Raw genomic sequence first — 23,050 nt, 5'->3', positions numbered from 1 at the left:
CCGCGCTCCCGCGCCGCCGCGCCTCCTTGGGAGAGGATGGAGACATGCCGAACCGCCTGGCCCATGAGACTTCCCCGTATCTGCTCCAGCACGCCGACAACCCCGTCGACTGGTGGCCGTGGTCCGCCGACGCGTTCGAGGAGGCCCGGCGGCGCGGCGTGCCGGTGCTGCTGAGCGTCGGCTACAGCTCCTGCCACTGGTGCCACGTGATGGCGCACGAGAGCTTCGAGGACCCGGACACGGCCGCGCTGCTCAACGAGCACTTCGTGCCGGTCAAGGTCGACCGCGAGGAGCGGCCGGACGTCGACGCGGTGTACATGGAGGCCGTGCAGGCCGCCACCGGCCAGGGCGGCTGGCCGATGACCGTCTTCCTCACCCCCGACGCCGAGCCGTTCTACTTCGGTACGTACTTCCCGCCCGCGCCCCGCCACGGCATGCCGTCCTTCGGCCAGGTCCTGGAAGGCGTGCGCAGCGCCTGGACGGACCGCCGCGACGAGGTCGGCGAGGTGGCCGGCCGGATCGTCGCCGACCTGGCCGGGCGCTCGCTGACCGAGTCGCTGCCCGCCGACCGCCGGCCGCCGCGCCCCGAGGAGCTGCACACCGCCCTGATGGGCCTGACCCGCGACTTCGACGCGGTGCGCGGCGGGTTCGGCGGCGCGCCCAAGTTCCCGCCGTCCATGGCGCTGGAGTTCCTGCTGCGCCACCACGCCCGCACCGGCTCCGCGGCGGCCCTGGAGATGGTGCAGGCGACCTGCGCGGCGATGGCCCGCGGCGGCATCTACGACCAGCTCGGCGGCGGTTTCGCGCGCTATGCGGTGGACGCCACGTGGACCGTGCCGCACTTCGAGAAGATGCTCTACGACAACGCCCTGCTGTGCCGGACCTACGCCCACCTGTGGCGGGCCACCGGCTCGGACCTGGCCCGCCGGGTCGCCCTGGAGACCGCCGACTTCATGGTCCGCGAACTCCGCACCGACCAGGGCGGCTTCGCCTCCGCGCTGGACGCGGACAGCGACGACGGCTCCGGGAAGCACGTCGAGGGCGCGTACTACGTATGGACGCCGGAGCAGCTGCGCGCCGTACTGGGCGAGAAGGACGCGGAGTTCGCCGCCGCCTGCTTCGGCGTCACCGAGGAGGGCACCTTCGAGGAGGGCGCCTCGGTGCTCCAACTCCCCGACACGCACGGCCCGGTGGACGCGGAGCGGATGGCGTCCGTCAAGGAGCGGCTGCTGGCGGCGCGTGCCGAGCGGCCGCGCCCCGGGCGGGACGACAAGGTCGTCGCCGCCTGGAACGGGCTGGCCATCGCCGCGCTCGCCGAGACCGGGGCCTACTTCGACCGCCCGGACCTCGTCCAGGCCGCCACCGACGCCGCCGACCTGCTGGTCCGCGTGCACATGGACTGGCAGGCCCGTCTGCACCGCACCTCGCGCGACGGCGCACCGGGCGCCAACTCCGGGGTCCTGGAGGACTACGCCGACGTCGCCGAGGGGTTCCTCGCGCTGGCCGCGGTCACCGGGGAGGGCGTCTGGACGGAGTTCGCGGGCTTCTTCCTGGACACCGTGCTGCTCCAGTTCACCACCGAGGACGGCGCGCTCTACGACACCGCCGCCGACGCCGAGACGCTGATCCGCCGGCCGCAGGACCCGACCGACAACGCGACGCCCTCCGGGTGGACCGCGGCGGCCGGCGCCCTGCTGTCGTACGCGGCGCTGACCGGCAGCGAGCTGCACCGCACGGCCGCCGAACGGGCCCTGGGCATCGTCACCGCGCTCGGCGGCCGCGCCCCGCGCTTCATCGGCTGGGGGCTCGCCGTCGCGGAGGCCGCCCTGGACGGGCCGCGGGAGATCGCGGTCGTCGGCGCGCAGGACGATCCGGCCACCGCCGCACTGCACCGCGTGGCGCTGCTGGGCACCGCCCCGGGAGCGGTCGTCGCGCTGGGTTCCCCCGGTTCCGACGACTCCGGGGAGGTGCCGCTCCTCAGGGACCGCCCCCTGGTCGACGGGCGGCCCGCCGCCTACGTCTGCCGCCACTTCACCTGTGAGCGGCCCACCACGGACCCGGAGGAGCTGGCGGAGCGGCTCCGGGGGTGAGCCGCGGCCGGGCCGGGCGGGGCGCCCGTACGGGACTCCGCCCGTACGGGACTCCGCCCGTCCGGTTCTCCGCCTGCCCGGCGCTCCACCCGCCCGGTACTCCCCCCTGGCGTACGCCCTCCTGAGGCCCAAGTCCTAGGACCACAGACCGGGTTGAACGAGCCCGGTGTGTCCCGATCTAGCCTCGGGGCATGACGCATCGCACACACCGCGAAGTCCGCCTGACCGCCCGCCCCCAGGGGCCGGTCACCGATGACCTCTTCGAGGTCGTGACCGTACCGGTCCCCGAACCCGCGCCCGGCCAGGTGCTGGTCCGCAACACCCACATGGGCGTCGCCGCCGTCATGCGCACCCTGATGGACGAGCACAGCGACGTACCGATGCCCGCCTACGGGATCGGCGCGCCGCTGCACGGCTCCGCCGTCGGCGAGGTGGTCGCCGCCCCGGGCACCGACCTCAGCCCCGGCGACCTGGTGGAGCACCGGCTCGGCTGGCGGGAGTACGCGCTGCTCGACGCCGCGGAGGCGCACCGCCTCGACCCGGCCCTGATGCCCGACCCGGCCGCCTACCTCTCCCAGGGCCCCACCGCCCTGATGGGCGTCGCCCGGGGTGCCGAAGTCCGCCCGGGGGACACGGTGTTCGTCACCGGGGCGGCGGGCGGCGTGGGTTCGCTGGCGGGTCAGATCGCCCGCCGCTACGGCGCCACCCGGGTCATCGGCAGCACCGGCTCCCGGCAGAAGGCCGACCGGCTGATCGGGGAACTCGGCTATGACGCGGTGGTGCTCCGCGGCGCCGGGCCGATCGAGGAGCAACTGCGCAAGGCCGCCCCGGAGGGTATCGACGCGCTGTTCGACAACGTGGGCGGCGAGCAGCTGACGGCCGCCCTCGCCGTCGCCAACCGGGGCGCCCGGCTGGCCGTCGTGGGCGCCCTGGCCACCCAGCTCTCCCCGGGCGGGCGGTCCACCACCGAGATCGACACCCTCTCGCTGCTCTCCCGCGGCATCACCCTGCGGGGCGTCGCCCTGTACGACCACCTGGACCTGATCCCCGAGTGGCACCGGATGTTCGCCGAGGGGCTGCGCGACGGCACCCTCACGTTCCCGCACGCCCGGCTCCAGGGCATCGAGCAGGCACCGCGGGCCCTGCGGGAGCTGACCGAAGGGCGTCATCTGGGCGCGGTCGTCGTGGAGTTGTGAGGCGCCGCCCCCGCCGGACCCGGGCGCCCGTAGCGGTCCGGAGAGCACCAACCGGCCATTGTCAGCGTCCGGTTGTAGCCTGCCGAAATGACGACCTTGCTCGGGCACCGATCCCTGGTCCAGGAGGCCGCGGCGCTACGGGACGGCACCGACGACCCCGTCGCCGCGGCGCTCCGCTCGTGCGACCGCATCGACACCGTCGACCCGCAGGTCCGGGCCTTCGTGCCCGAGCCCGGCCGCCGTGCCCGCCTGGTGGAGGCGGCACGGCGGTGTGCGGCCGGGGCCCCGCCGGACCCCGCCGCCCGGCCCGCCCTCCACGGCATCCCCGTCGGCGTCAAGGACATCGTGCACGTGGATGGGCTGCCCACCCGCGCGGGCTCGGCGCTGCCTCCGGAGGTGCTGGGCGGTGCGCAGGCCACCGTCGTCGACCGGCTGGTGGCGGCCGGCGCGCTGATCGCGGGCAAGACCGTGACCGCGGAGTTCGCGGTCACCGCGCCCGGACCGACCCGCAATCCGCACAACCTGTCGCACACGCCCGGGGGTTCGAGCAGCGGCTCGGCGGCCGCGGTCGCCGCGGGCATGGTGCCGCTGGCCATCGGGACGCAGACCGTCGGCTCGATGATCCGTCCGGCCGCGTACTGCGGCGTGGTCGGGTTCAAGCCGACCTACGGGCGGATTCCGGTCGACGGGGTGATCCCCAACGCCGCCGGCTTCGACACCCTGGGGTGCTACGCCACGGACGTGGCGGGCGTCGCGCTGGCCGCGTCGGTGCTGCTCGACGGATGGCGCGCGCCGCGGCCGGCCGCCGGGGCGGGCCGCCCGGTGCTGGGCGTCCCCGTCGGGCCCTATCTGGAGCGCGCCGGCGCGGAGGCCCTGCGTGCCTTCGGGGAACAGCGGGAGCTGCTGCGGCAGGCCGGCTACCCGGTGCGCGAGGTCCCGGTGATGGACGACTTCGCGCAGGTCGTCGACCAGCTCTTCACGATGAACCGCTACGAGGTCGCGCGGGCCCACGCCGACTGGTTCGCCCGCTTCGGTGACCGCTACCGCGAGCAGACCACGGCGGCCGTCCAGGAGGGGCAGAAGATCGGGGACGCCGCCTACGAGGCGGCCCGGACGCGCCGCGCCGCGTTCCGCGAGCGGCTCGCCGCGGCCGGCGCCGCGGTCGGTGTCGACCTCTGGATCGCCCCGTCGGCGACGGGCCCGGCGCCCGCGGACCTCAGCACCACCGGGACGTCGATCATGTGTCTTCCCTGGAGCAACGCCGGTCTGCCGTCGCTGAGTCTGCCCGCCGGCCGCGCCGCCGACGGGCTGCCGCTGGGCCTCCAGCTGGTCGGCGGCCTCGGTGCGGACGAGGCGCTGCTCGCGGCCGCGGCGGGCGTCGAGGACGCGCTGAACGGCGCGGGGCGCGGACGGCCGCTGAGCGTCAGAGCGTGAGCCCCCGCGCCAGGACCTCCATCGTCCGGTGGATCAGCTCGGCCAGCCCGTCCAGGTCGCCGGGCCGGCCCTGCTCCGCCCAGCTCAGCATCGCCTCCTGGAGGGCGGCCAGCACGGCACTGCTGACGACCCGCAGCTCCAGGTCGTCGGCGGGCCGGCCGGAGCGCTCGGCCAGCACCGCGCTGATCATGGCGGCGTCCCGTGCGGTGTGCTCTGCCGTGCGGCCCCGGATCGCGGGCACCTCAGGGATCAGCCGGATGTGCTGGAGGAGTTCCCCGCGGTCCTCCGGGTCGACCGTGCCGAGCGCCGCGACGGTGGCCTGCCGGATCGACTCGACGGGCGGCTCGTCCGCGGGGCGGGCCCTGATGCCGGCCTCCAGCACCGCGTGGTACGCGTCGGTGAGCACGATGTCTTCCTTGGTGGGGAAGTAGCGGAAGACGGTGCTCGGCGAGACCTCGGCGGCCTCGGCGATCTGATCGACGGGGGTGGCGTCGTACCCCTGCTCCTCGAAGAGCCGGTAGGCGGCCCGCCGGATCGCCCGCCGGGTCTGGAGCTTCTTCCGCTCCCGCAGCCCGGGCCTGGCCGGCCCGGCCACGGCGGGGGGAGTCGTACGTGCGGAGACCATGGGCAGCATTGTCCGGCATCGGACGTCCCAGGGGCACGGCCGCGAACGGCCGGCGAGCGCCGGCGCACCGCCCTTGCCGCCCCCTGAACGAACCTTGACGAAGTCCTGACTGTCGGTCGCGCGTGTCACCCTGGGGTGTGGGGAGGTTGCGGACGGTGAGCGCCGCCCGCGCCGCTGCCGTGGTGGCTCAGGCGTGGCTGTAGGCCACCAGCGAGATGCCGACGTAGTGGACGGCGAAGGCGGCCAGGGTGAGGGAGTGGAAGACCTCGTGGAAGCCGAACCAACGGGGCGAGGGGTTGGGGCGCTTGAGGCCGTAGATGATGCCGCCGGCGCTGTAGAGCAGGCCGCCGACGATGACGAGGACGAGGACGGCGACCCCGCCGGAGCGCAGGAAGTCGGGCAGGAAGAAGACGGCGGCCCAGCCCATGGCGATGTAGCAGGGCGTGTAGAGCCAGCGCGGGGCACCGACCCAGAAGACGCGGAAGGCGATGCCTGCCAGCGCGGCCGCCCAGACCGCCCAGAGCAGCGTCTGGCCGCGCGAGCCCGGCACCAGCAGCATCGTCAGCGGGGTGTAGGTGCCGGCGATGATCAGGAAGATGTTGGCGTGGTCGAGCCGGCGCAGCACGCCGTCGGCGCGCGGGCCCCAGTTGCCGCGGTGGTACAGCGCGCTGACGCCGAACAGCAGGCAGGCGCTCAGCGTGTAGATGGCGCAGGCCAGGCGGCCGCGGGGGCTGTCGGCGAGTGCGGTGAGGATGACGCCGGACAGCAGTACGGCGGGGAACATCCCGGCGTGCAGCCAGCCGCGGAGTTTCGGCTTGAGGGGCGCGGCAGCGGCGGCGACCGTCGTGATCGCGGGCGGCGCGGAAGAGGGCTTGCTCTCGGCGGCGTCGGGCGCGGAAGTCATGGCGCAATGCTACCTACGCAACCGTAGGTTACCGATTCGTCCACGAGTGGTGACGGTCACGAAGGCGCCCTCTGGACAGAACGGTATTCGGGTCGGATGATCAAATGAGTGCGGACGGCACCGGATGAGCGGTCACGAAGCATCCGGGTCGCGGCCCCCAAGGGGCAACAACTAAAAGAAGCGGATTTTCCCGGCACACCGGGCATATATCCGTCCACACCCTCATCTAGGAGCAATCGTGGCGCGCGACAACGCGGCTCCCTCTTCCCAGCCCCTCCCGACCCGTCACCAGGAACTCGTCTCCTGGGTCGACGAGATCGCAGCGCTCACCCAGCCCGACCGGGTCGTCTGGTGTGACGGCTCGGAGGCGGAGTACGAGCGGCTGTGTGAGGAGCTCGTCGACAAGGGCACCTTCAAGAAGCTCGACCCGATCAAGCGCCCCAACTCGTACTACGCCGCCTCCGACCCGTCGGACGTGGCCCGTGTCGAGGACCGCACCTTCATCTGCTCCGAGAAGGAGGAGGACGCCGGGCCGACCAACCACTGGAAGGCCCCGGCGGAGATGCGCGAGATCTTCACCGGCGCGAACGGTGCCGGCGGCATCTTCCGCGGGTCGATGAAGGGCCGGACGATGTACGTCGTCCCGTTCTGCATGGGCCCGCTCGGCTCCCCGCTGTCCGCTCTCGGCGTGGAGATCACCGACTCCGCCTACGTCGCGGTCTCGATGCGCACCATGACGCGCATGGGCCAGGCCGTCCTGGACGAGCTGGGCGAGGACGGCTTCTTCGTGAAGGCCGTGCACACCCTGGGCGCCCCGCTGGCCGAGGGTGAGGCCGACGTTCCGTGGCCGTGCAACTCCACCAAGTACATCTCGCACTTCCCCGAGTCGCGCGAGATCTGGTCGTACGGCTCCGGCTACGGCGGCAACGCCCTGCTGGGCAAGAAGTGCTACGCGCTGCGCATCGCCTCCGTCATGGCACGCGACGAGGGCTGGCTCGCCGAGCACATGCTGATCCTCAAGCTGACGCCGCCGCAGGGCGAGTCCAAGTACGTGGCCGCGGCCTTCCCGTCCGCGTGCGGCAAGACCAACCTCGCCATGCTGGAGCCCACGATCTCCGGCTGGACGGTCGAGACGATCGGTGACGACATCGCCTGGATGCGGTTCGGCGAGGACGGCCGCCTCTACGCGATCAACCCCGAGGCCGGCTTCTTCGGCGTCGCGCCCGGCACCGGCGAGCACACCAACGCCAACGCCATGAAGACGCTGTGGGGCAACTCCGTCTTCACCAACGTCGCGCTCACCGACGACAACGACGTCTGGTGGGAGGGCATGACGGAGGAGACCCCGGCCCACCTCACCGACTGGAAGGGCAACGACTGGACGCCCGAGTCCGGCGTCCCGGCCGCCCACCCCAACGCCCGCTTCACCACGCCCGCTTCGCAGTGCCCGATCATCGCGCCCGAGTGGGAGGACCCCAAGGGCGTGCCGATCTCGGCGATCCTCTTCGGCGGCCGCCGCGCCTCGGCCGTGCCGCTGGTGACCGAGTCCTTCGACTGGAACCACGGCGTCTTCCTCGGTGCGAACGTGGCCTCCGAGAAGACCGCCGCCGCCGAGGGCAAGGTCGGCGAGCTGCGCCGCGACCCGTTCGCCATGCTGCCGTTCTGCGGCTACAACATGGGCGACTACATGGGCCACTGGGTCGACGTCGCCAAGGGCAAGGACCAGGCGAAGCTCCCGAAGATCTACTACGTCAACTGGTTCCGCAAGAACGACGCGGGCAAGTTCGTCTGGCCCGGCTTCGGCGAGAACTCCCGCGTGCTGAAGTGGATCGTCGACCGGCTCGACGGCCGCGCCGAAGGCGTCGAGACGCCGATCGGCATCCTGCCGACCAAGGAGGCCCTGGACACCAAGGGCCTCGAACTGGCCGACTCCGACCTCGACTTCCTCCTGACGGTCGACAAGGAGGTCTGGCGCGAGGAGGCCGCGCTGGTGCCGGAGCACCTGAACACCTTCGGTGACCACACGCCGAAGGAGCTGTGGGACGAGTACCGCGCGCTGGTCGAGCGGCTCGGCTGACCGCCGCCGCAGCCTCACCGACGGCCGGGGCCCCGCACCGACAGGTGCGGGGCCCCGGCCCGTTGTGCGCGGCCGACGGCACCGGCCCACCCGCCCCGCGGAGTTCGCGTACATGAACATCGTTCGGACTCTTGACCAGGGGGTGGCCGCCGGACCACCCTGAGCCCCATGGCCCTCACCACTGACCGCATCGCCGCTGTCCATCTCTCCTTCGTCCGCCTCCCGCTGACCGCGCCGATCAGTGACGCCAAGGTGCTGACCGGACGTCAGAAGCCGCTCACCGAGGTCGCGTTGGTCTTCGCGCGGATCGTCACCGACGCCGGGTACGAGGGACTCGGCTTCGGGTACGCCAAGCGGGCGGGCGGTCCCGGCCTCTACGCCCACGCCCGCGAGACGGCCCCCGAACTGCTCGGCGAGGACCCCAGCGACATCGGCCGGCTCTGGCAGAAACTGCTCTGGGCCGGCGCGTCGATGGGCCGCAGCGGACTGGCCGTGCAGGCGATCGCCGCATTCGACATCGCGCTGTGGGACCTCAAGGCGCGCCGCGCCGGCCTGCCGCTGGCCAAGCTCCTCGGCGCCCACCGCTCGGCCGTGCCCTGCTACAACACCTCCGGCGGCTTCCTCTCCGCGCCGATCGAGCAGGTGCTGGACAACGCCGACGCGGCTCTGGCGCGCGGCATCGGCGGTATCAAGATCAAGGTGGGGCAGCCCGACACGACGGCCGACCTGCGGCGCGTCCAGGCGGTCCGCGAGCACCTCGGCGCGGACACCGCGCTCATGGTGGACGCCAACCAGCAGTGGGACCGGGCCACCGCCCAGCGCTTCGGGCGGACCCTGGAGCAGTTCCGGCTGACCTGGATCGAGGAGCCGTTGGACGCCCATGACGCCGAGGGTCACGCCGCGCTCGCGGCCTCGTTGGACACCCCCGTGGCCACCGGCGAGATGCTCACCAGCGCCGAGGAGCACACCCGGCTGATCGACGCGGGCGCCGCCGACTTCGTCCAGCCGGACGCGCCCCGGGTCGGCGGCATCACGCCCTTCCTGCGGGTGATGGCGCTCGCCGACCACAAGGCGCTGAGCCTCGCGCCGCACTTCGCGATGGAGGTCCATCTCCATCTGGCCGCGGCCTACCCCAGGACCGCCTGGGTCGAGCACTTCGAGTGGCTGGAGCCGCTGTTCAACGAGCGGCTGGAGCTGAGCGGGGGCCGGATGCGCGTACCGGACCGGCCGGGTCTCGGTCTGTCGCTGAGCGACCGGGCCGCGGCCTGGACCGTGGACCGGTGCGAGTTCTCGGTGACCGACCGTGAGGCGGTCGCCGTACCGGGCTGACGCGCCCCGAAGGGGCCGTTGGAGTGACGGGGCGGGGCGCCGGCCGGTGCTACGCCGACGCCAGGTCCCGCACCGGGCCCGCGTGGGCTGCCATCCGCTCCGTCGCCAGGGCCATCGCCTCGGCGTCGTTCCGGGACGTGGCCACCGCCAGGGCGTTCCCGGCCAGGGTGTGGGCGCGCTGCTGGAGGGCCGCCGTCCGGGACGCGGCCCCGCTGTCCGAGGGCTCGGCGCGCAGCGGGTAGTGGCCACCGCTGAGCCGGGCGACCTGTGCGGCGATGCGCTCGGCGGCGTCGGCCAGCTCGGTGCCGTCCAGCCCCCGGGCCTCCGGCGTGTCGGTGCGCGTCGCGAGTGCGCGCAGCTCGTCGGTGACGGTGAGCAGCGCGGTCAGCTGCCCGGCGAGCCGGATGTCCAGCTCCTCCTCGCGGGAGCGGTGCGGGATCTCCGGGGCGGCGGCCATGGTGTGGACCGACTTCGTGCGGATCGGCTCGTACATGGGGTGGCCTCCTGAAAAACGTCCAGGAGGCCATCCTAGCTTAGACACTGTCTAAAGTTGTGGCTCGTATAGAAGTCGCGGTGGTTCAGTACTGTCCGTAACCGTCGAGGAAGGTCCCGATCCGGGTGACCGCATCCGTCAGATCGTCCTTGCTGGGCAGCGTGACCAGGCGGAAGTGGTCCGGCTCCGGCCAGTTGAAGCCGGTGCCGTGCACGATCATGATCTTCTCGGCGCGCAGCAGGTCGAGCACCATCTGCCGGTCGTCCTTGACCTTGTAGACCGCGGGGTCCAGCCGCGGGAAGGCGTACAGCGCACCCTTCGGCTTGACGCAGGTGACGCCCGGGATCTGGGTCAGCAGCTCGTACGCGGTGTCGCGCTGCTCCAGCAGCCGGCCGCCGGGCAGCACCAGATCGTTGATCGACTGCCGCCCGCCGAGCGCGGTGGCGACCGCGTGCTGCGCCGGCATGTTGGCGCACAGCCGCATGTTGGCCAGGATCGTCAGGCCCTCGATGTACGAGGCGGCGTGCGCCTTCGGTCCGCAGACCGCCATCCAGCCGCTGCGGTAGCCCGCCACCCGGTACGCCTTGGACAGCCCGTTGAAGGTCAGGGTCAGCAGGTCGGGCGCGAGCGACGCGAACGGGGTGTGCGTGACCCCGTCGTAGAGGATCTTGTCGTAGATCTCGTCGGCGCAGACGATCAGGTTGTGCCGGCGGGCGATCTCCGCGAGGCCGCGCAGCAGCTCGTCGTCGTACACCGCGCCCGTGGGGTTGTTGGGGTTGATGACGACGAGGGCCTTGGTGCGGTCGGTGATCTTGCGCTCGATGTCGGCGAGGTCCGGCATCCAGTCCGCCTGCTCGTCGCAGCGGTAGTGCACGGCCGTGCCGCCGGAGAGCGAGACCGACGCGGTCCACAGCGGATAGTCCGGGGCCGGGACCAGCACCTCGTCGCCGTCGTCCAGCAGCGCCTGCATCGACATCTGGATCAGCTCGGAGACGCCGTTGCCGAGGTAGATGTCGTCGACGGAGAGCTCGATGCCCTTGGTCTGGTAGTGCTGCATCACCGCGCGGCGGGCGGAGAGCAGGCCCTTGGCGTCGCCGTAGCCGTGTGCCGTGCCGACGGAGCGGAGGATGTCCTCCAGGATCTCGGGCGGGCACTCGAAGCCGAACGCCGCCGGGTTGCCGGTGTTCAGCTTCAGGATGCGATGACCGGCCGCCTCCAGCCGCATGGCCTCCTCGAGCACCGGGCCACGGATTTCGTAGCAGACGTTGGCGAGCTTCGTTGACTGGATCACCTGCATGTCCGCAACCTTACGGCCGTGTTTCGGTGCCCGCCCGGTGTTTTTCCCCACGTCGGTCAGCACACGGTGTGGGGTTCCTCACGGACGGTGACGGGGCGGGCGGCGGCGGGGTGCTGATTCCGCGGTGCGGGCGCGGCGGGAGCGTCCGACGGTGCGCCCCGAGGCGCTCCCCGGTACGCTCCGGGCGCATGGCCGCCCCGTCCGACTTACCCCCGCCCGCGACCCCGCAGCACGGTCCCTTCGCGCTGCTCAACGACGAGCCGGTCGCCGAGCCGGGTGCCGATCTGCTGGGCGCCGGCGCCGCCGCCCGCCAGCTCGCCGGCCTGCTGGTCGCCTCCCGCGACGCGACCCCCTTCACCCTCGCCGTCGACGCCGGCTGGGGCATGGGCAAGAGCAGCCTGATGCGGCTGGTCGACACGGAGCTGGCGCAGGCGCCCGAGGTGCACACCGTCTGGTACAACGCCTGGACCTCGACCGGGGCCGACGCGCTGGAAGGGCTGATCAAGTCCGTCCTGATGCGCTTCGACCGGCGGGTGCTGCGCCGCGGCCTCGCGCGGGTCACCGAGCGGCGGGCTCTGCTGCGCGCCGTACGGGCGGTGAGCACGGTCGCCGCCGGGCCGCTGGGCGTGGCGGGCCTGGTCGACGAGCTGTGGAAGAGCCTCTCCGTCAACTCCCAGGCCCGCAACGAGATGCGCGGGGCCATCGGCGACCTGGTCAAGGAGTGGTCCGAGACCGCCGAGTTCCGGCCCCGGCGGCTCCTGGTGGTCTTCATCGACGACCTCGACCGGTGCTCGGAGGAGACGGTGCTGGCCGTCTGCGAGGCGGTGAAGGTCTATCTGGACGTGCCGGGGCTGGCGTTCGTGGTCGGCTGCGACCGCTCGGCGCTCGGGCCGAACGGGCTGCTGCACGACCTGTCGCCGGCCGGCTCGGCGTTCATGGAGAAGATCTTCCAGACCAGTTACCGGATTCCGGCGGCCGACAACTACGGCGTCAAGGACTACATCCGCTGGTGCGCCCGGACCGCCGGGGTGGCGCCGCTGCTCGACGACGCCCTGGTGGAGCTGCTGGCGCAGCGCTCGGACCGGAATCCGCGCCGCATCAAACGCCTGGTCAACGGGTTCGTCCTGGAGGCCACGCTCAACCCCGTCTGGCGCGACTTCGGCCCCGGCGCGGTGATCAGGACGCTGCTGCTCCAGTACTTCTATCCCGACTTCTACCGCATGATGACCGGTCCGTCCGGCACGGTCGACGGCGATGTGGTGGCCGAGTTCCGGGCCTACCGCGAGGTGCGGCGGACGCTGCTGGCGGCCGGGGCCGGCCCGGGGGAGGACGAACTGCGCGCGGCGCGGGACTTCCTCGCGCGGTACGACCTGCTGCTGCCGGACCCGCTCGGCGCCTCCGGCGAAGCGGTGCTGGCCGTGCTGGAGCGCCAACTGCCCAACGAGTTCCCCGGGTTGGTGGTCAACCCGGCCTTCACCTCCCTCGTCGATGAGCTGACCGCCCGCCAGGACGCGGACCGGCTGCTGCTGCGGCTGCGCGAGGGCCCGCCCGGTTCCGACGGGGAGCCGACCCGGATGTCCCGGGAGTGGGCCCCCGTCTGGCAGGGGGTGCAGGGCGCCCGCGTGGACGGCTACACCACCGGGTTCGGGCCGCCCCTGGCGTGGCCGGGGGACGGGCCGTACGGGGGGTACCCGGGCCAGGCCGGCGTGCCGCAGCAGCCTGCTCCGCAGTCGTCGTACCCCTCTCCACCGTCGCCGTACCCCGACCCGCAGCCGCTGTACGGCGGTTACCCGCAGCCGACGCCGTACCCCCCGGGGCAGCAGCAGGCCGCCTACCCGGCACAAGCCGGTCCGCCGGTGCCGGGCCCGTATCCGGCGCCGGGCCTGTACCCGGTGCCGGCCTTCGACGTCCTCTGGGTCGACGACCAGCCCGACCGGAAGGGCGTGGTGCGCGAGGTGCTGGAGGCGCTCGGGGCGCAGGTGAACCATGTGCCCAAGAGCGCCGCCGCCGTGCAGGCCCTCCGCAACCGCACCCCCGACCTGCTGATCTCCGACATCAGCCGGGGCTCGGACCACTCCGCGGGCTTCGAGATGGTGGAGCGGCTCAAGGCGGACGGGAACTACGACGGTCCCGTGGTCTTCTTCACCATCCGTCGCTCCACCGACCGTGAGGAGCGGGCCGCCGCGCTGGGCGCCTCGCTCACCAACAACGCGCAGGAGCTGCGGGATCTGGCACTGGCCGTGCTCCGTGAGCACACCGCCCTCCCGGTCAACACGGCGGCGTCGGCGGCCGAGGCCACGAGCGTGGTCCGCTCCCAGGCCCCCGCCCGGCAACGGCGCGTCGTCACGACGGGCCTGCACGGGCTGTCCGTCCTGTGGGTGGACGATGTCGTGGCCGGCGTGCGGGAGCTGGCCACGGATCTGCGCCGGGAAGGGGCCACCGTCCAACTGGCCGACACCGAGCGGGACGCCCTCGACTGGCTGGCCGCACACCGGGTGGATCTGTTGCTCTCCGACATCACCCGCGACGGCGACGGCGAGGCCGGGTTCGTCTTCGCCAAGAAGCTGCGCGACGAGGGCCGTTACCTCGGGCCGCTGGGCTTCTTCGCCGGCCGGATCAATCCGGACCGAGAGGCACGCGCGCGGGCGGTCGGGGCGCTCGGGGTGACCACCGATGCCGTCGTGGTGCGGCGGTGGGTCGAACAGATCGCGCAGGAGCTGCGGTAGCGGCAGGAGTTGGGGCTGCTCAGCCCCGCCGCGCCGGTGTCCGCCGCACCGCCCGCCCCGCCAGGACATCCGTCCGCCGGCCGTCCTCGATGACGAAGCGGCCGTCGATCAGGACGTGCGGCAGGCCCGTCGGCAGGGTGCGCGGCGCGTCGTACGTGGCGCCGGCCGCGACCGTGTCGGGGTCGAAGAGGACCAGGTCGGCGCGGTAGCCCTCACGGACCAGGCCCCGGTCGGGCAGACGCAGGCGGGCGGCCGGGCGGGCCGTCAGGTGGGCGACGCACTCCTCCAGGGAGAGCACGCCCAGTTCGCGCACGTAGTGGCCCAGGTAGTGGGGGAAAGTGCCGTAGGCGCGGGGGTGCGGCTTGTCGCCCTGGAGGATGCCGTCGCTGCCGCCGGTGTGGACGCGGTGCCGCATGATCGCGCGGACGTTGTCCTCGTGGCCGACGTGCTGGAGGATCGTCGAGCCGAGGCGGTCGTCGAGCAGCAGCCGGCGGGCGGTCACCCAGGGCTCCTCGCCGCGGGCGGCGGCGGTGCGGGCCACCGTCCGGCCGACGTGGCCGGCCAGCGCCGGGTCCGCGACGCCGGAGATCTCGATGGCGTCCCAGTCGATGGGCACGCCGTGGCAGCCGTCCGCGCCGTCGACCTCCATGGCGTGGCGGATGCGCGCGGCCGTCGCGTCGTCCTTCAGGCGGGCCAGGATCGCCTCGGGGCCGCCCTCGCTCGCCCAGCTCGGCAGCATCGCGACCAGCGTCGTACAGCCCGGCGTGTAGGGATAGGTGTCGAGGGTGAGGTCCGCGCCGGCGTCGAGGGCCTTGTCCAGGAGGGCCAGCAGGTCGGGCGCGCGGCCCTCGTTGACGCCGAAGTTCATGGTGGCGTGGGCGAGGTGGAGCGCGCAGCCGGCCTCGCGGGTGAGGGCGAGCATCTCCTCGTACGCCCGCAGGGCGCCCGCCCCGTAGGAGCGGTGGTGCGGGCAGTAGTAGCCGTCGTAACGGGCCACCACCCGGCACAGTTCGGTGAGTTCGGCGTCGGACGCGTACATGCCGGGGGTGTAGGTCAGGCCGGAGGAGAGCCCGACGGCGCCCTGCTCCAGGCCCTCGGCGACCAGCTGCTTCATCCGCATCAGCTCGTCGGGGGTGGCGTCGCGGTCGTCCCAGCCGAGGGCGAGCATCCGGACGGTCCCCTGGGGGATGAGGTAGGCGGCGTTGACGGCGATGCCCCGGCCGTCGAAGCCGTGGTCGAGGCGGTCGAGGTACTCACCGACCGTGCGCCAGTCGAAGTCGACGGAGGTGTCCCCGGGGCCGCCCCCGTTCCAGCCGGTGATCTGGGCGCGGACCTCGGCCAGGGTGCGGTCGTCGACCGGTGCGTACGACAGGCCGTCCTGGCCGATGACTTCGAGGGTGACGCCCTGCGCGGCCTTGGCCTCGTGCGCCGGGTCGCGGAGCAGCGCGAGGTCGCTGTGCGCGTGCATGTCGATGAAGCCGGGGGCGAGGGCGAGCCCGTCGGCGGCCACCACGCGCGCGGCGTCCGGCCGCGGCCCGCCGTCGCCCTCCCGCCGGATCGCGGCGATCCGGCCGCCGGCCAGGGCGACATCGGCACGGTAGGACGGACCGCCGGACCCGTCGATGACGCGAACGTCGCGGAGCACGGTGTCCATGAGGGGCCTTTCTCGGTGCCGGGCCGGGGCCTTGGGGGATACGGGCCGCGGGCGCCCCCCCCGGGTCGGGGGAGGGCGCCCCGGCAACGGGTGCGGACTAGAAGAAGGTGCGGACGAAGTCCGTGACCGTGCCGTCCCGCTCGACGAGCGGGATGAGCTGCCACTTGTCGAAGGACGTGCAGGGGTGCGACAGGCCGAGACCCACCCAGTCGCCGACCTCCAGGTCGCCGCTGCGCTCGGTGGAGACCCAGGCGTGCTGGTCCGACAGGCCGGTGACGGTGACGCCGTCCGCCGGCCGCTCGGAGCCGTCCCGGCCGGACCGTACGACCTGCGCCTGCGGCAGATCCAGGTCGTGGGCGGCGTCGCGCTTGCCCGCGTTGAGGAACGCCTGTCCGGGCGTGGGCCGGGAGACCACCTGCGCCCACAGTCGGAAGGCCGGCTCCAGCTCGCCCTCCTCCGGGATGCGGTTGAAGGGGGTCAGGCGGCGGTAGTGGCCGCTGTCGTGCGAGACGTACGCGCCCGAGCGCAGCAGCTTGAGCACCGGGGCGGACAGTTCGGGGATCTCGGCGAAGACCTCGGCGACCGCGTCGAACCAGGCGCTGCCGCCGGCGCTGACGATGATCTGGTCGAGGTCCGCGAACCGGCCCGCCTTGTCCAGCTCCACGGCCAGCGCGACCAGCCGGCGCAGCCAGGCGGTCACCCGCTCGGGGTCGGCGTCCGGCACCTCGCCCTCGTACCCGGCGACGCCCACCAGGCGCAGGGTGTCCACCCCGGCGATGGCGTCGGCGAGTTCCCGGCACTCGGTCTCGGTGCGGATGCCGGTTCGCGCGCCCTCGCCGGCGCCCAGCTCGACCACCACGTCCACCGGGCGGACCGCGCCGGCCTCCCGCAGCGCCCGGTCCATCAGCTCGATGCCGCGCAGCGAGTCGACGTAGGCGACGAAGCGGAAGTCGGGGTCGTCGGCCAGTTCGCCGGCGAGCCAGCGCAGCGCGGCGGCGTCGACCAGCTCGTTGGCGAGGAAGATGCGCTGGATGCCGTAGCGGCGGTAGACCCGGGCCTGGTGGGGGACGGCCGCGGTGATGCCCCAGGCGCCGTGCTCCAGCTGGCGGGCGAAGAGCTGCGGGGCCATGCAGGTCTTGCCGTGCGGGGCGAAGGCGAGGCCGTGCCGGGCGGAGTAGGTCTCCATCAGGGCGAGGTTGTGCTCGACCGACTCGGCGGAGAGGGCCAGGACGGGGGTGGTGAACCCGCCGTCGAAGAGATTGCGGCGCTCGGCGGCCAGCGCGCCGACGGTCAGCCCCTCGGCGTCCGGGGGGAGCCCCTTGAAGCGGTGATCGACCCGTTCGTCCGCGAGTTCCGCGAGTCCCTGCGCTAGCCGCTCGCCGGCCATGGGGCCTCCTCCAAGATCCTGTTGCATCCTCTGCAACGTTCATTGCGCATATCGCTTGCAGCTGTCTAACATCCGAGCCACCGCCCGGTCAATGGACGCAAAACGCGGCGGGAGCGGGGCGGGAAACCGCTCCGGACACCGCCCCGGACACGCCCCGGCGCCGCGCCGGCACCCTCGCACCGGACCCCGCGGTACGCCGCCCCGGCGAGCCCCACAGCGAAGGAGCGCACCCGATCGTGACCCTGTCCTCGACTGCCTGCGACACCCCCGGCCCGGGCGGTGCCCCCGCCCCGGACGTGGACGTCGTCTGCCTCGGCGAGTCCATGGTCACCTTCCTGCCCCGGCACCCCGGGCGGCTCGCCGACGTGCCCTCCTTCGACCGCGCCATCGGCGGCGCCGAATCCAACGTCGCCTGTACCCTCGCCCGCACCGGCCACACCGCCCGCTGGATCTCCCGGGTCGGGGCCGACGGCTTCGGCGACCACCTCCTCGCCGCCATCGCCGACTGCGGCGTCGACGTCTCCCACGTCCGGCGCGACCCCCGGCGCCCCACCGGCATCTACTTCCGCACGGCCGGCGACCGCGCCACCGACGCCCACGAGGTCGCCTACTACCGGGCCGGTTCCGCCGCCTCCGCGATGTCCGCCGCCACCGTGGACCCGGCCGCGGCCGGCTCCGGGCGGGTGCTGCACCTCTCGGGCATCACCGCCGCGCTCTCCGCCGACTGCCTCGGCCTGATGCGCGCCCTGACCGCCCGCCGGCCCGGCCGCCCGCTCGTCTCCTTCGACGTCAACCACCGGCCCGGCCTGTGGCGCGACCCCGCCGACGCCCGCGTCCTGCTCGACCTGGCCCGCGGCGCCGACCTGGTCTTCGTCGGCGAGGACGAGGCGGCGGACGCCTGGGGCCTCACCGGCGGACCGGACGCCGTGCGCGCCGCACTGCCCGAGCCCGCCACCCTCGTCGTCAAGCGCGGGGCCGGCGGCGCCGTCGCCTACGACCGCCACGGCGGCCGGCACGCCGAACCCGCCCCGCGCGTCGACGTGGTCGCCGCGGTCGGCGCCGGCGACGCCTTCGCGGCCGGCTACCTCTCCGCCGCCCTCCGCGACCTGCCCGTGCCGGCCCGCCTCCGGTACGGCCACCTGTGGGCCGCCGCCGTCCTCACCGTCCCCGGCGACCTCGCGGAACCCCCCGCGCGCGGCCACGCCGACCGCCTGTCCGCCCTCGGCGACGCCGCCTGGGGGACACTGCACCTCGGCCCGGGCTGGACGAACGACACCACGGTCGGCGAACGGGCCGTCGAGGAGGTACGTACGCCGTGAACGAGCGAAGCGAGGGCACCGCCGAGAGGGCCGCCCCCGGCGCGGACCGGGCCGGGCGGAACGAGGTGCCGGCATGAGCCAGACCGTCGACCGGGCGCTGAGCATCCTGCCGCTGCTCGCCGAGGGACCCGCCGACCTGGGGCAGGTCGCCGACCGCCTCGGCGTCCACAAGTCCACCGCGCTGCGGCTGCTGCGCACCCTGCACGAACACGGACTGGTCTACCGCCAGCCCGACCAGCGCTACCGCCTCGGCGCCCGGCTCTTCGCGCTCGCCCAGGAGGCCGTCGAGAACCTCGACGTACGCGACATCGCCCACCCCCACCTCGTCGAACTCAACGAGAAGTGCGGCCACACCGTCCACCTCGCCGTCCACGAGGAGAACGAGGTCCTCTACATCGACAAGGTCGAGAGCCGCTACCCGGTCCGGATGTACTCGCGGATCGGCAAGCCCGTCGCGATCACCGTCGCCGCGGTCGCCAAGCTGCTCCTCGCCGACCTGCCCGAGCCCGAGCGCCGCGCCCTCGCGGAGAAGCTCGACTACCCCCACTACACGGCCCGTTCGACCCCGCACGCCACGGCCTTCCTCGCCGAGCTGGCCGCCGTGCGCGAACAGGGCTGGGCCACCGACCTCGGTGGCCACGAGGAGTCCATCAACTGCGTCGCGGCACCCATCCGCGGGGCGGACGGCCGGGCGGTCGCCGCCATGTCGGTCTCCGCGCCCAGCGTCGTCGTCAGCGCCGATGAACTCCTCAAGCTGCTCCCGCTGGTGCGCCGCACCGCCGACGCCATCAGCCGGGAGTACTCCGGCAAGACCCCACCAAAGGACACCGCATGACGGACAAGATCGCGCTCACCCCCACGACCCACACCACTCCGCCGGCGAAGTTCTCCCACGGAGTCAGGAAGGGCAACGTCCTCCAGGTCGCCGGCCAGGTCGGCTTCCTGCCCGCCGTCGAGGGCCAGGCCCCCACCCCGGCCGGCCCCACCCTGCGCGAGCAGACCCTGCAGACCCTGGCCAACGTCCAGGCCATCCTCGAAGAGGGCGGTGCCACCTGGGACGACGCGATGATGATCCGCGTCTATCTCACGGACGTGGACCACTTCGCCGAGATGAACGAGATCTACAACGCCTACTTCGAGGAGCAGGGCCTCAAGGAGGCCCCCGCCGCCCGCACGACCGTCTACGTCGGTCTGCCCAAGGGCCTGCTCATCGAGATCGACGCCCTCGCGGTCCTGAGCTGAGCCACCGCCTGTGCCGTTAGAACGTCCGCACCACCAGCCGTACGGCACGGCGCCCCGCACCGGCGGGTCGCCGTGCCGCGGTCCCCCCTACCCGGAAACATCCAGCTGCCAGACAACGGAGTCCGCCCATGCTGCTTGCCGCCCCGGCCCCCACCCCACCGCCGCCACCCCACACCGGTGGCCTGCTCGCCCTCATACCGGGCACCGCGGGTCTGCTGACGGTCGCCGCCCTCGGCATCGCGCTCCTCCTCGTATTGATCATCAAGGTCCGGCTGCAGCCGTTCGTCGCGCTGCTCGGTGTCTCGATCGCGGTGGGCCTGGCCGCCGGCCTCTCCGTCACCGAACTCTTCGGCACGGTCCAGAAGTCCGACGCCGTCTCGCTCATCGAAACCGGCATGGGCGGCATCCTCGGCCACGTCGCCATCATCATCGGGCTGGGCACCATGCTCGGCGCGATCCTCGAAGTCTCCGGCGGCGCCGAGGTGCTGAGTGCCCGGCTGCTCCGGCTCTTCGGCGAGAAGCGCGCCCCCCTGGCCATGGGCATGACCGGCCTGATCTTCGGTATCCCGGTCTTCTTCGACGTCGGCATCTTCGTCCTCGCGCCGATCGTCTACGCGGCGGCCAAAAGGTCCGGCAAGTCGATCCTGCTGTACTGCATGCCGCTGCTCGCCGGCCTGTCCATGACCCACGCCTTCCTGCCGCCGCACCCCGGCCCGGTCGCCGCCGCCGGCCTGTTCAAGGTCGACCTGGGCTGGATCATCCTCATGGGCCTCGTCTGCGGCCTCCCGGCCGTGCTCGCCGCCTGGGTCTACGCGGCGTGGATCGGCAAGCGCCTGTTCGTCGCGGTGCCGCACGACATGGTCGAGGCCGCCGACGAGGCCAGGGCCGCGGTGGCCGCCGAGAAGCCCGACGCGCACGAGCGGCCGGTCCCGCTCGGCACCGTCCTCGCCATCATCGGCACCCCGCTGGTCCTGATCCTGCTGGCGACCTTCTCCTCCATCGCGCTGGCCCAGTCCACCCTGCGCTCGGTCATCGAGTTCTTCGGGCACCCCTTCGTCGCCCTCACGATCGCCCTGCTGATGGCGTACTACCTGCTGGGCATCCGCCGCGGCTGGTCGCGCAAGTCCCTGGAGACGGTCTCCACCGCCTCCCTCAAGCCGGTCGGCAACATCATCCTGGTGGTCGGCGCCGGCGGCATCTTCGGCGCCGTCCTCAAGGGCAGCGGCGTGGCCACCGCCCTGTCCGACACCTTCCACAACGTCGGCCTGCCCGTCATCGTCCTCGCCTACCTCCTCTCCCTCGTGCTGCGCGTGGCCCAGGGCTCGGCGACGGTCGCGATCGTGACCACCGCCGGCATCGTCGTCCCGCTCATCGAGGGCCAGGGCATGTCCCAGGCCCACCTGGCCCTGGTCATCATGGCGATCTCGGCGGGCTCGATCTTCGCCTCGCACGTGAACGACGGCGGGTTCTGGATGGTCTCCAAGTACTTCGGCATCACCGAGCGGGACACCCTCAAGTCCTGGACGGTGCTGGAGTCCGTCCTCTCGGTCGCCGGCTTCGCGGTGGCGGCACTGGTGAGCCTGGTCGTCTAGCCGCCGGGCGCGGCATCTCGTCCACCGACGCGCAGGGGACGCCCGGCATCAGGCGCCCCTGCGCGTCACGCCGCACGCCCGTACGCCCGCGCCCCTTCACGCGGCAGCACGGCCCACATCCGCGTCCCGTCGCCGGGCTCCTGCGCCGCCCCGAACCCCCACTCACCGTCACAGGCGTGCATCACACAGGCGAGCAACAGAAGCAGAGACCGCCGCCTGCCGTCGCAGGCCGCCGCGAGACGGCGGTGGGCATGGCGCGGGTGCCCGTCGTAGAGGCTGATGCGCAGCGCGTCGTCGCGATAACGCAGCGAGAGGTAGACGCTGTCGGAGGCCGTGAACAGGCACGCACAGGAGGTGAGTTCGCTGATCACCTGGATCGCCACGGCGGTCACGTCGTGCAGGCCGTGCGCTTCCAGGATCGTACGGGTGGCGGACCGCGCGACGGCCGGACTGGCGAGCGCGGCGGGCAGAGTGAGGCTGTAGGCCAGGTTCTCCGGCACGCGAGGTGTGCGGATGTCGAGGGGGTGCGGACAGGCGGACACGGCTTCGGGCATGACAACTCGCCTTGCTTTGAGTGTGGTTGATGCTGCGGCAGCCGGTGGCCTGTCTCCCTGGCGCGGGCCCGCCCCTCCCAGGGCAGGAGGACGCGGGCAGGCTCGCGCGATGCGCTTCCGGACTGCATGGAGCGTGAGCGTTGCGTTACTGACTGTAGGGCCATAGGTGGCTCATGTGCCACCTCATCTGACACATTGCCTCCCGTGAGCTGGACCGGCGTCACGTGGGACATGCAAACTGACGTCACTGACGGGGAGTGAGGGGCGCCGATGCCCACCAGGGCCACGCCCACGGAGCGCCAGAAGCGCCTGGGTGCCGAACTGCGCAAGATGCGTGTCGCGGCAGGTCGAACCACCGAATACGCCGCAGGTCTGCTCGGTTTGGACCGAACGAAGATCTCCAACATGGAGTTGGGTGTTCGCTCCACTTCCCCCGAGCGCGTACGGATACTTGCCAGCAACTACGAATGCTCGGATCAGCGATACGTCGATGCTCTGGCTGAGCTGGCAAACTCCCGCAAGCGTGGTTGGTGGGAGCAGTTCAGAGGGAGCCTCCCTCAAGGGTTGTTGGATGTCGCCGAGTTGGAATGGCACGCCACGCGGCTGCGCTCCGAGCAGGCCGTGCACCTGCCCGGACCGCTTCAAGTGGGGTCGTATGCGCGCGCCATCTTCGACGCCGCGCTGCCCCCTCTGCCCAGGTCGGAGGTGGAGCTACGCGTGATCTTCCGGCTCCACCGCCAGCAGATCCTGGAACGTGATAACCCCGTTAACTGTGTCGCATACGTTCATGAGTCCGCCCTGCGGATGCAGTTCGGTGGGCGCGCTGTGGCCCGTGAGCAACTCCAGCACCTCTGCGAGGTATCCGAGCTGGTGAATGTTGAGGTGCGCGTGCTTCCGGTTGAAGCAGGCGCATTCCCGGGCGCAGGGCATGCCGTCCTGTACGCCGAAGGCGAGGTGCCGCAACTGGACACCGTCCAGTTGGACTCGGCTCACGGTCCCGAATTCACTCATGCCGATGCGCAGCTCGCCAAGTACCGGGAGCACATGGACTGGATGCACGCTCGTACGCTCGGGGTTCGCGAATCCCGCGACTTTGTTCATCACATCGTCCGTCAGCTCTGAGGAGGGCCA

Annotated in this window: 18 protein-coding genes; 11 read left to right on the top strand and 7 right to left on the bottom strand. The window is 72.6% G+C overall.

The window, feature by feature from the left end; all coding sequences use genetic code 11:
* Window positions 1–44: 44 nt before the first annotated feature.
* The 3 genes from OO62_RS06295 (at window position 45) to OO62_RS06285 (ending at window position 4,720) form a co-directional block, all read left to right on the top strand.
* The gene (locus OO62_RS06295; protein WP_033266215.1) at window positions 45–2,090 is read left to right on the top strand and encodes a thioredoxin domain-containing protein; all 2,046 of its coding nucleotides are present in this window, start codon (window positions 45–47) and stop codon (window positions 2,088–2,090) included.
* Window positions 2,091–2,281: 191 nt separating this feature from the next.
* Window positions 2,282–3,286: an MDR family NADP-dependent oxidoreductase gene (locus OO62_RS06290; protein WP_033266214.1), complete on the top strand. Its 1,005-nt coding sequence runs from the start codon at window positions 2,282–2,284 to the stop codon at window positions 3,284–3,286.
* A gap of 87 nt (window positions 3,287–3,373) precedes the next feature.
* A complete protein-coding gene (locus OO62_RS06285; protein ID WP_033266213.1) occupies window positions 3,374–4,720 on the top strand; it encodes an amidase in 1,347 nt (448 codons plus the stop codon).
* Here the strand turns inward: OO62_RS06285 and OO62_RS06280 are convergent.
* Window positions 4,710–5,345, bottom strand: coding sequence for an acyl-CoA-like ligand-binding transcription factor (locus OO62_RS06280; RefSeq protein ID WP_397681593.1), 636 nt, complete (start codon window positions 5,343–5,345; stop codon window positions 4,710–4,712). The genes OO62_RS06285 and OO62_RS06280 overlap by 11 nt on opposite strands.
* A gap of 187 nt (window positions 5,346–5,532) precedes the next feature.
* The gene (trhA, locus tag OO62_RS06275) at window positions 5,533–6,249 is read right to left on the bottom strand and encodes a PAQR family membrane homeostasis protein TrhA (RefSeq protein WP_033266211.1); all 717 of its coding nucleotides are present in this window, start codon (window positions 6,247–6,249) and stop codon (window positions 5,533–5,535) included.
* 238 nt (window positions 6,250–6,487) lie between these two features.
* On the opposite strand from trhA, the gene OO62_RS06270 reads away from it, so the two are divergent.
* Both OO62_RS06270 and OO62_RS06265 read left to right on the top strand, forming a co-directional pair.
* Entirely contained in the window at window positions 6,488–8,326 is a 1,839-nt protein-coding gene (locus OO62_RS06270; protein ID WP_033266210.1) for a phosphoenolpyruvate carboxykinase (GTP), read from the top strand.
* 168 nt (window positions 8,327–8,494) lie between these two features.
* Entirely contained in the window at window positions 8,495–9,655 is a 1,161-nt protein-coding gene (locus OO62_RS06265; protein WP_051732792.1) for an L-talarate/galactarate dehydratase, read from the top strand.
* 49 nt (window positions 9,656–9,704) lie between these two features.
* Here the strand turns inward: OO62_RS06265 and OO62_RS06260 are convergent, their stop codons facing one another.
* Window positions 9,705–10,148: an SCO4983 family protein gene (locus OO62_RS06260; protein ID WP_033266209.1), complete on the bottom strand. Its 444-nt coding sequence runs from the start codon at window positions 10,146–10,148 to the stop codon at window positions 9,705–9,707.
* Window positions 10,149–10,233: 85 nt separating this feature from the next.
* On the bottom strand, window positions 10,234–11,445 hold the full coding sequence (locus OO62_RS06255; RefSeq protein ID WP_033266208.1) for a pyridoxal phosphate-dependent aminotransferase: 1,212 nt from the start codon (window positions 11,443–11,445) through the stop codon (window positions 10,234–10,236).
* A 188-nt stretch (window positions 11,446–11,633) separates the two neighbouring features.
* Here OO62_RS06255 and OO62_RS37670 point away from each other — a divergent pair, with 188 nt between their 5' ends.
* Window positions 11,634–14,171, top strand: coding sequence for a P-loop NTPase fold protein (locus OO62_RS37670; RefSeq protein ID WP_078617037.1), 2,538 nt, complete (start codon window positions 11,634–11,636; stop codon window positions 14,169–14,171).
* A gap of 19 nt (window positions 14,172–14,190) precedes the next feature.
* Here the strand turns inward: OO62_RS37670 and OO62_RS06245 are convergent, their stop codons facing one another.
* Window positions 14,191–15,825 (bottom strand): N-acyl-D-amino-acid deacylase family protein, encoded by a 1,635-nt coding sequence (locus tag OO62_RS06245; protein WP_033266207.1) that lies wholly within the window; start codon window positions 15,823–15,825, stop codon window positions 14,191–14,193.
* A gap of 97 nt (window positions 15,826–15,922) precedes the next feature.
* Window positions 15,923–17,212 carry an amino acid deaminase gene (locus OO62_RS06240; protein WP_033266206.1) on the bottom strand — a complete coding sequence of 430 codons (1,290 nt, stop codon included), beginning with the start codon at window positions 17,210–17,212 and terminating at the stop codon, window positions 15,923–15,925.
* Between the two features lie 236 nt (window positions 17,213–17,448).
* Between OO62_RS06240 and OO62_RS06235 the strand changes: the two genes are divergently transcribed.
* The 4 genes from OO62_RS06235 to OO62_RS06220 all read left to right on the top strand — a co-directional run bounded on the left by OO62_RS06235 (window position 17,449) and on the right by OO62_RS06220 (window position 21,365).
* On the top strand, window positions 17,449–18,531 hold the full coding sequence (locus OO62_RS06235) for a sugar kinase (protein WP_063738977.1): 1,083 nt from the start codon (window positions 17,449–17,451) through the stop codon (window positions 18,529–18,531).
* A 73-nt stretch (window positions 18,532–18,604) separates the two neighbouring features.
* Window positions 18,605–19,366, top strand: coding sequence for an IclR family transcriptional regulator (locus tag OO62_RS06230; RefSeq protein WP_033266205.1), 762 nt, complete (start codon window positions 18,605–18,607; stop codon window positions 19,364–19,366).
* On the top strand, window positions 19,363–19,773 hold the full coding sequence (locus tag OO62_RS06225; RefSeq protein WP_033266204.1) for a RidA family protein: 411 nt from the start codon (window positions 19,363–19,365) through the stop codon (window positions 19,771–19,773). Before OO62_RS06230 ends, OO62_RS06225 begins: the two co-directional genes overlap by 4 nt.
* A gap of 128 nt (window positions 19,774–19,901) precedes the next feature.
* Window positions 19,902–21,365 carry a GntP family permease gene (locus tag OO62_RS06220; protein WP_033266203.1) on the top strand — a complete coding sequence of 488 codons (1,464 nt, stop codon included), beginning with the start codon at window positions 19,902–19,904 and terminating at the stop codon, window positions 21,363–21,365.
* Window positions 21,366–21,430: 65 nt separating this feature from the next.
* Here the strand turns inward: OO62_RS06220 and OO62_RS06215 are convergent, their stop codons facing one another.
* The gene (locus OO62_RS06215; RefSeq protein WP_033266202.1) at window positions 21,431–21,919 is read right to left on the bottom strand and encodes a hypothetical protein; all 489 of its coding nucleotides are present in this window, start codon (window positions 21,917–21,919) and stop codon (window positions 21,431–21,433) included.
* A gap of 270 nt (window positions 21,920–22,189) precedes the next feature.
* Between OO62_RS06215 and OO62_RS06210 the strand changes: the two genes are divergently transcribed.
* Window positions 22,190–23,041, top strand: a complete 852-nt coding sequence (locus OO62_RS06210) for a helix-turn-helix domain-containing protein (protein WP_033266201.1) — start codon at window positions 22,190–22,192, stop codon at window positions 23,039–23,041.
* Window positions 23,042–23,050 lie beyond the last annotated feature (9 nt).

The organism is Streptomyces lydicus (assembly GCF_000717345.1).
Classification (GTDB): domain Bacteria; phylum Actinomycetota; class Actinomycetes; order Streptomycetales; family Streptomycetaceae; genus Streptomyces; species Streptomyces lydicus.
The sequence above is the reverse complement of the archived record's forward strand: the minus strand, read 5'-3'. Positions and strand labels throughout refer to the sequence as shown.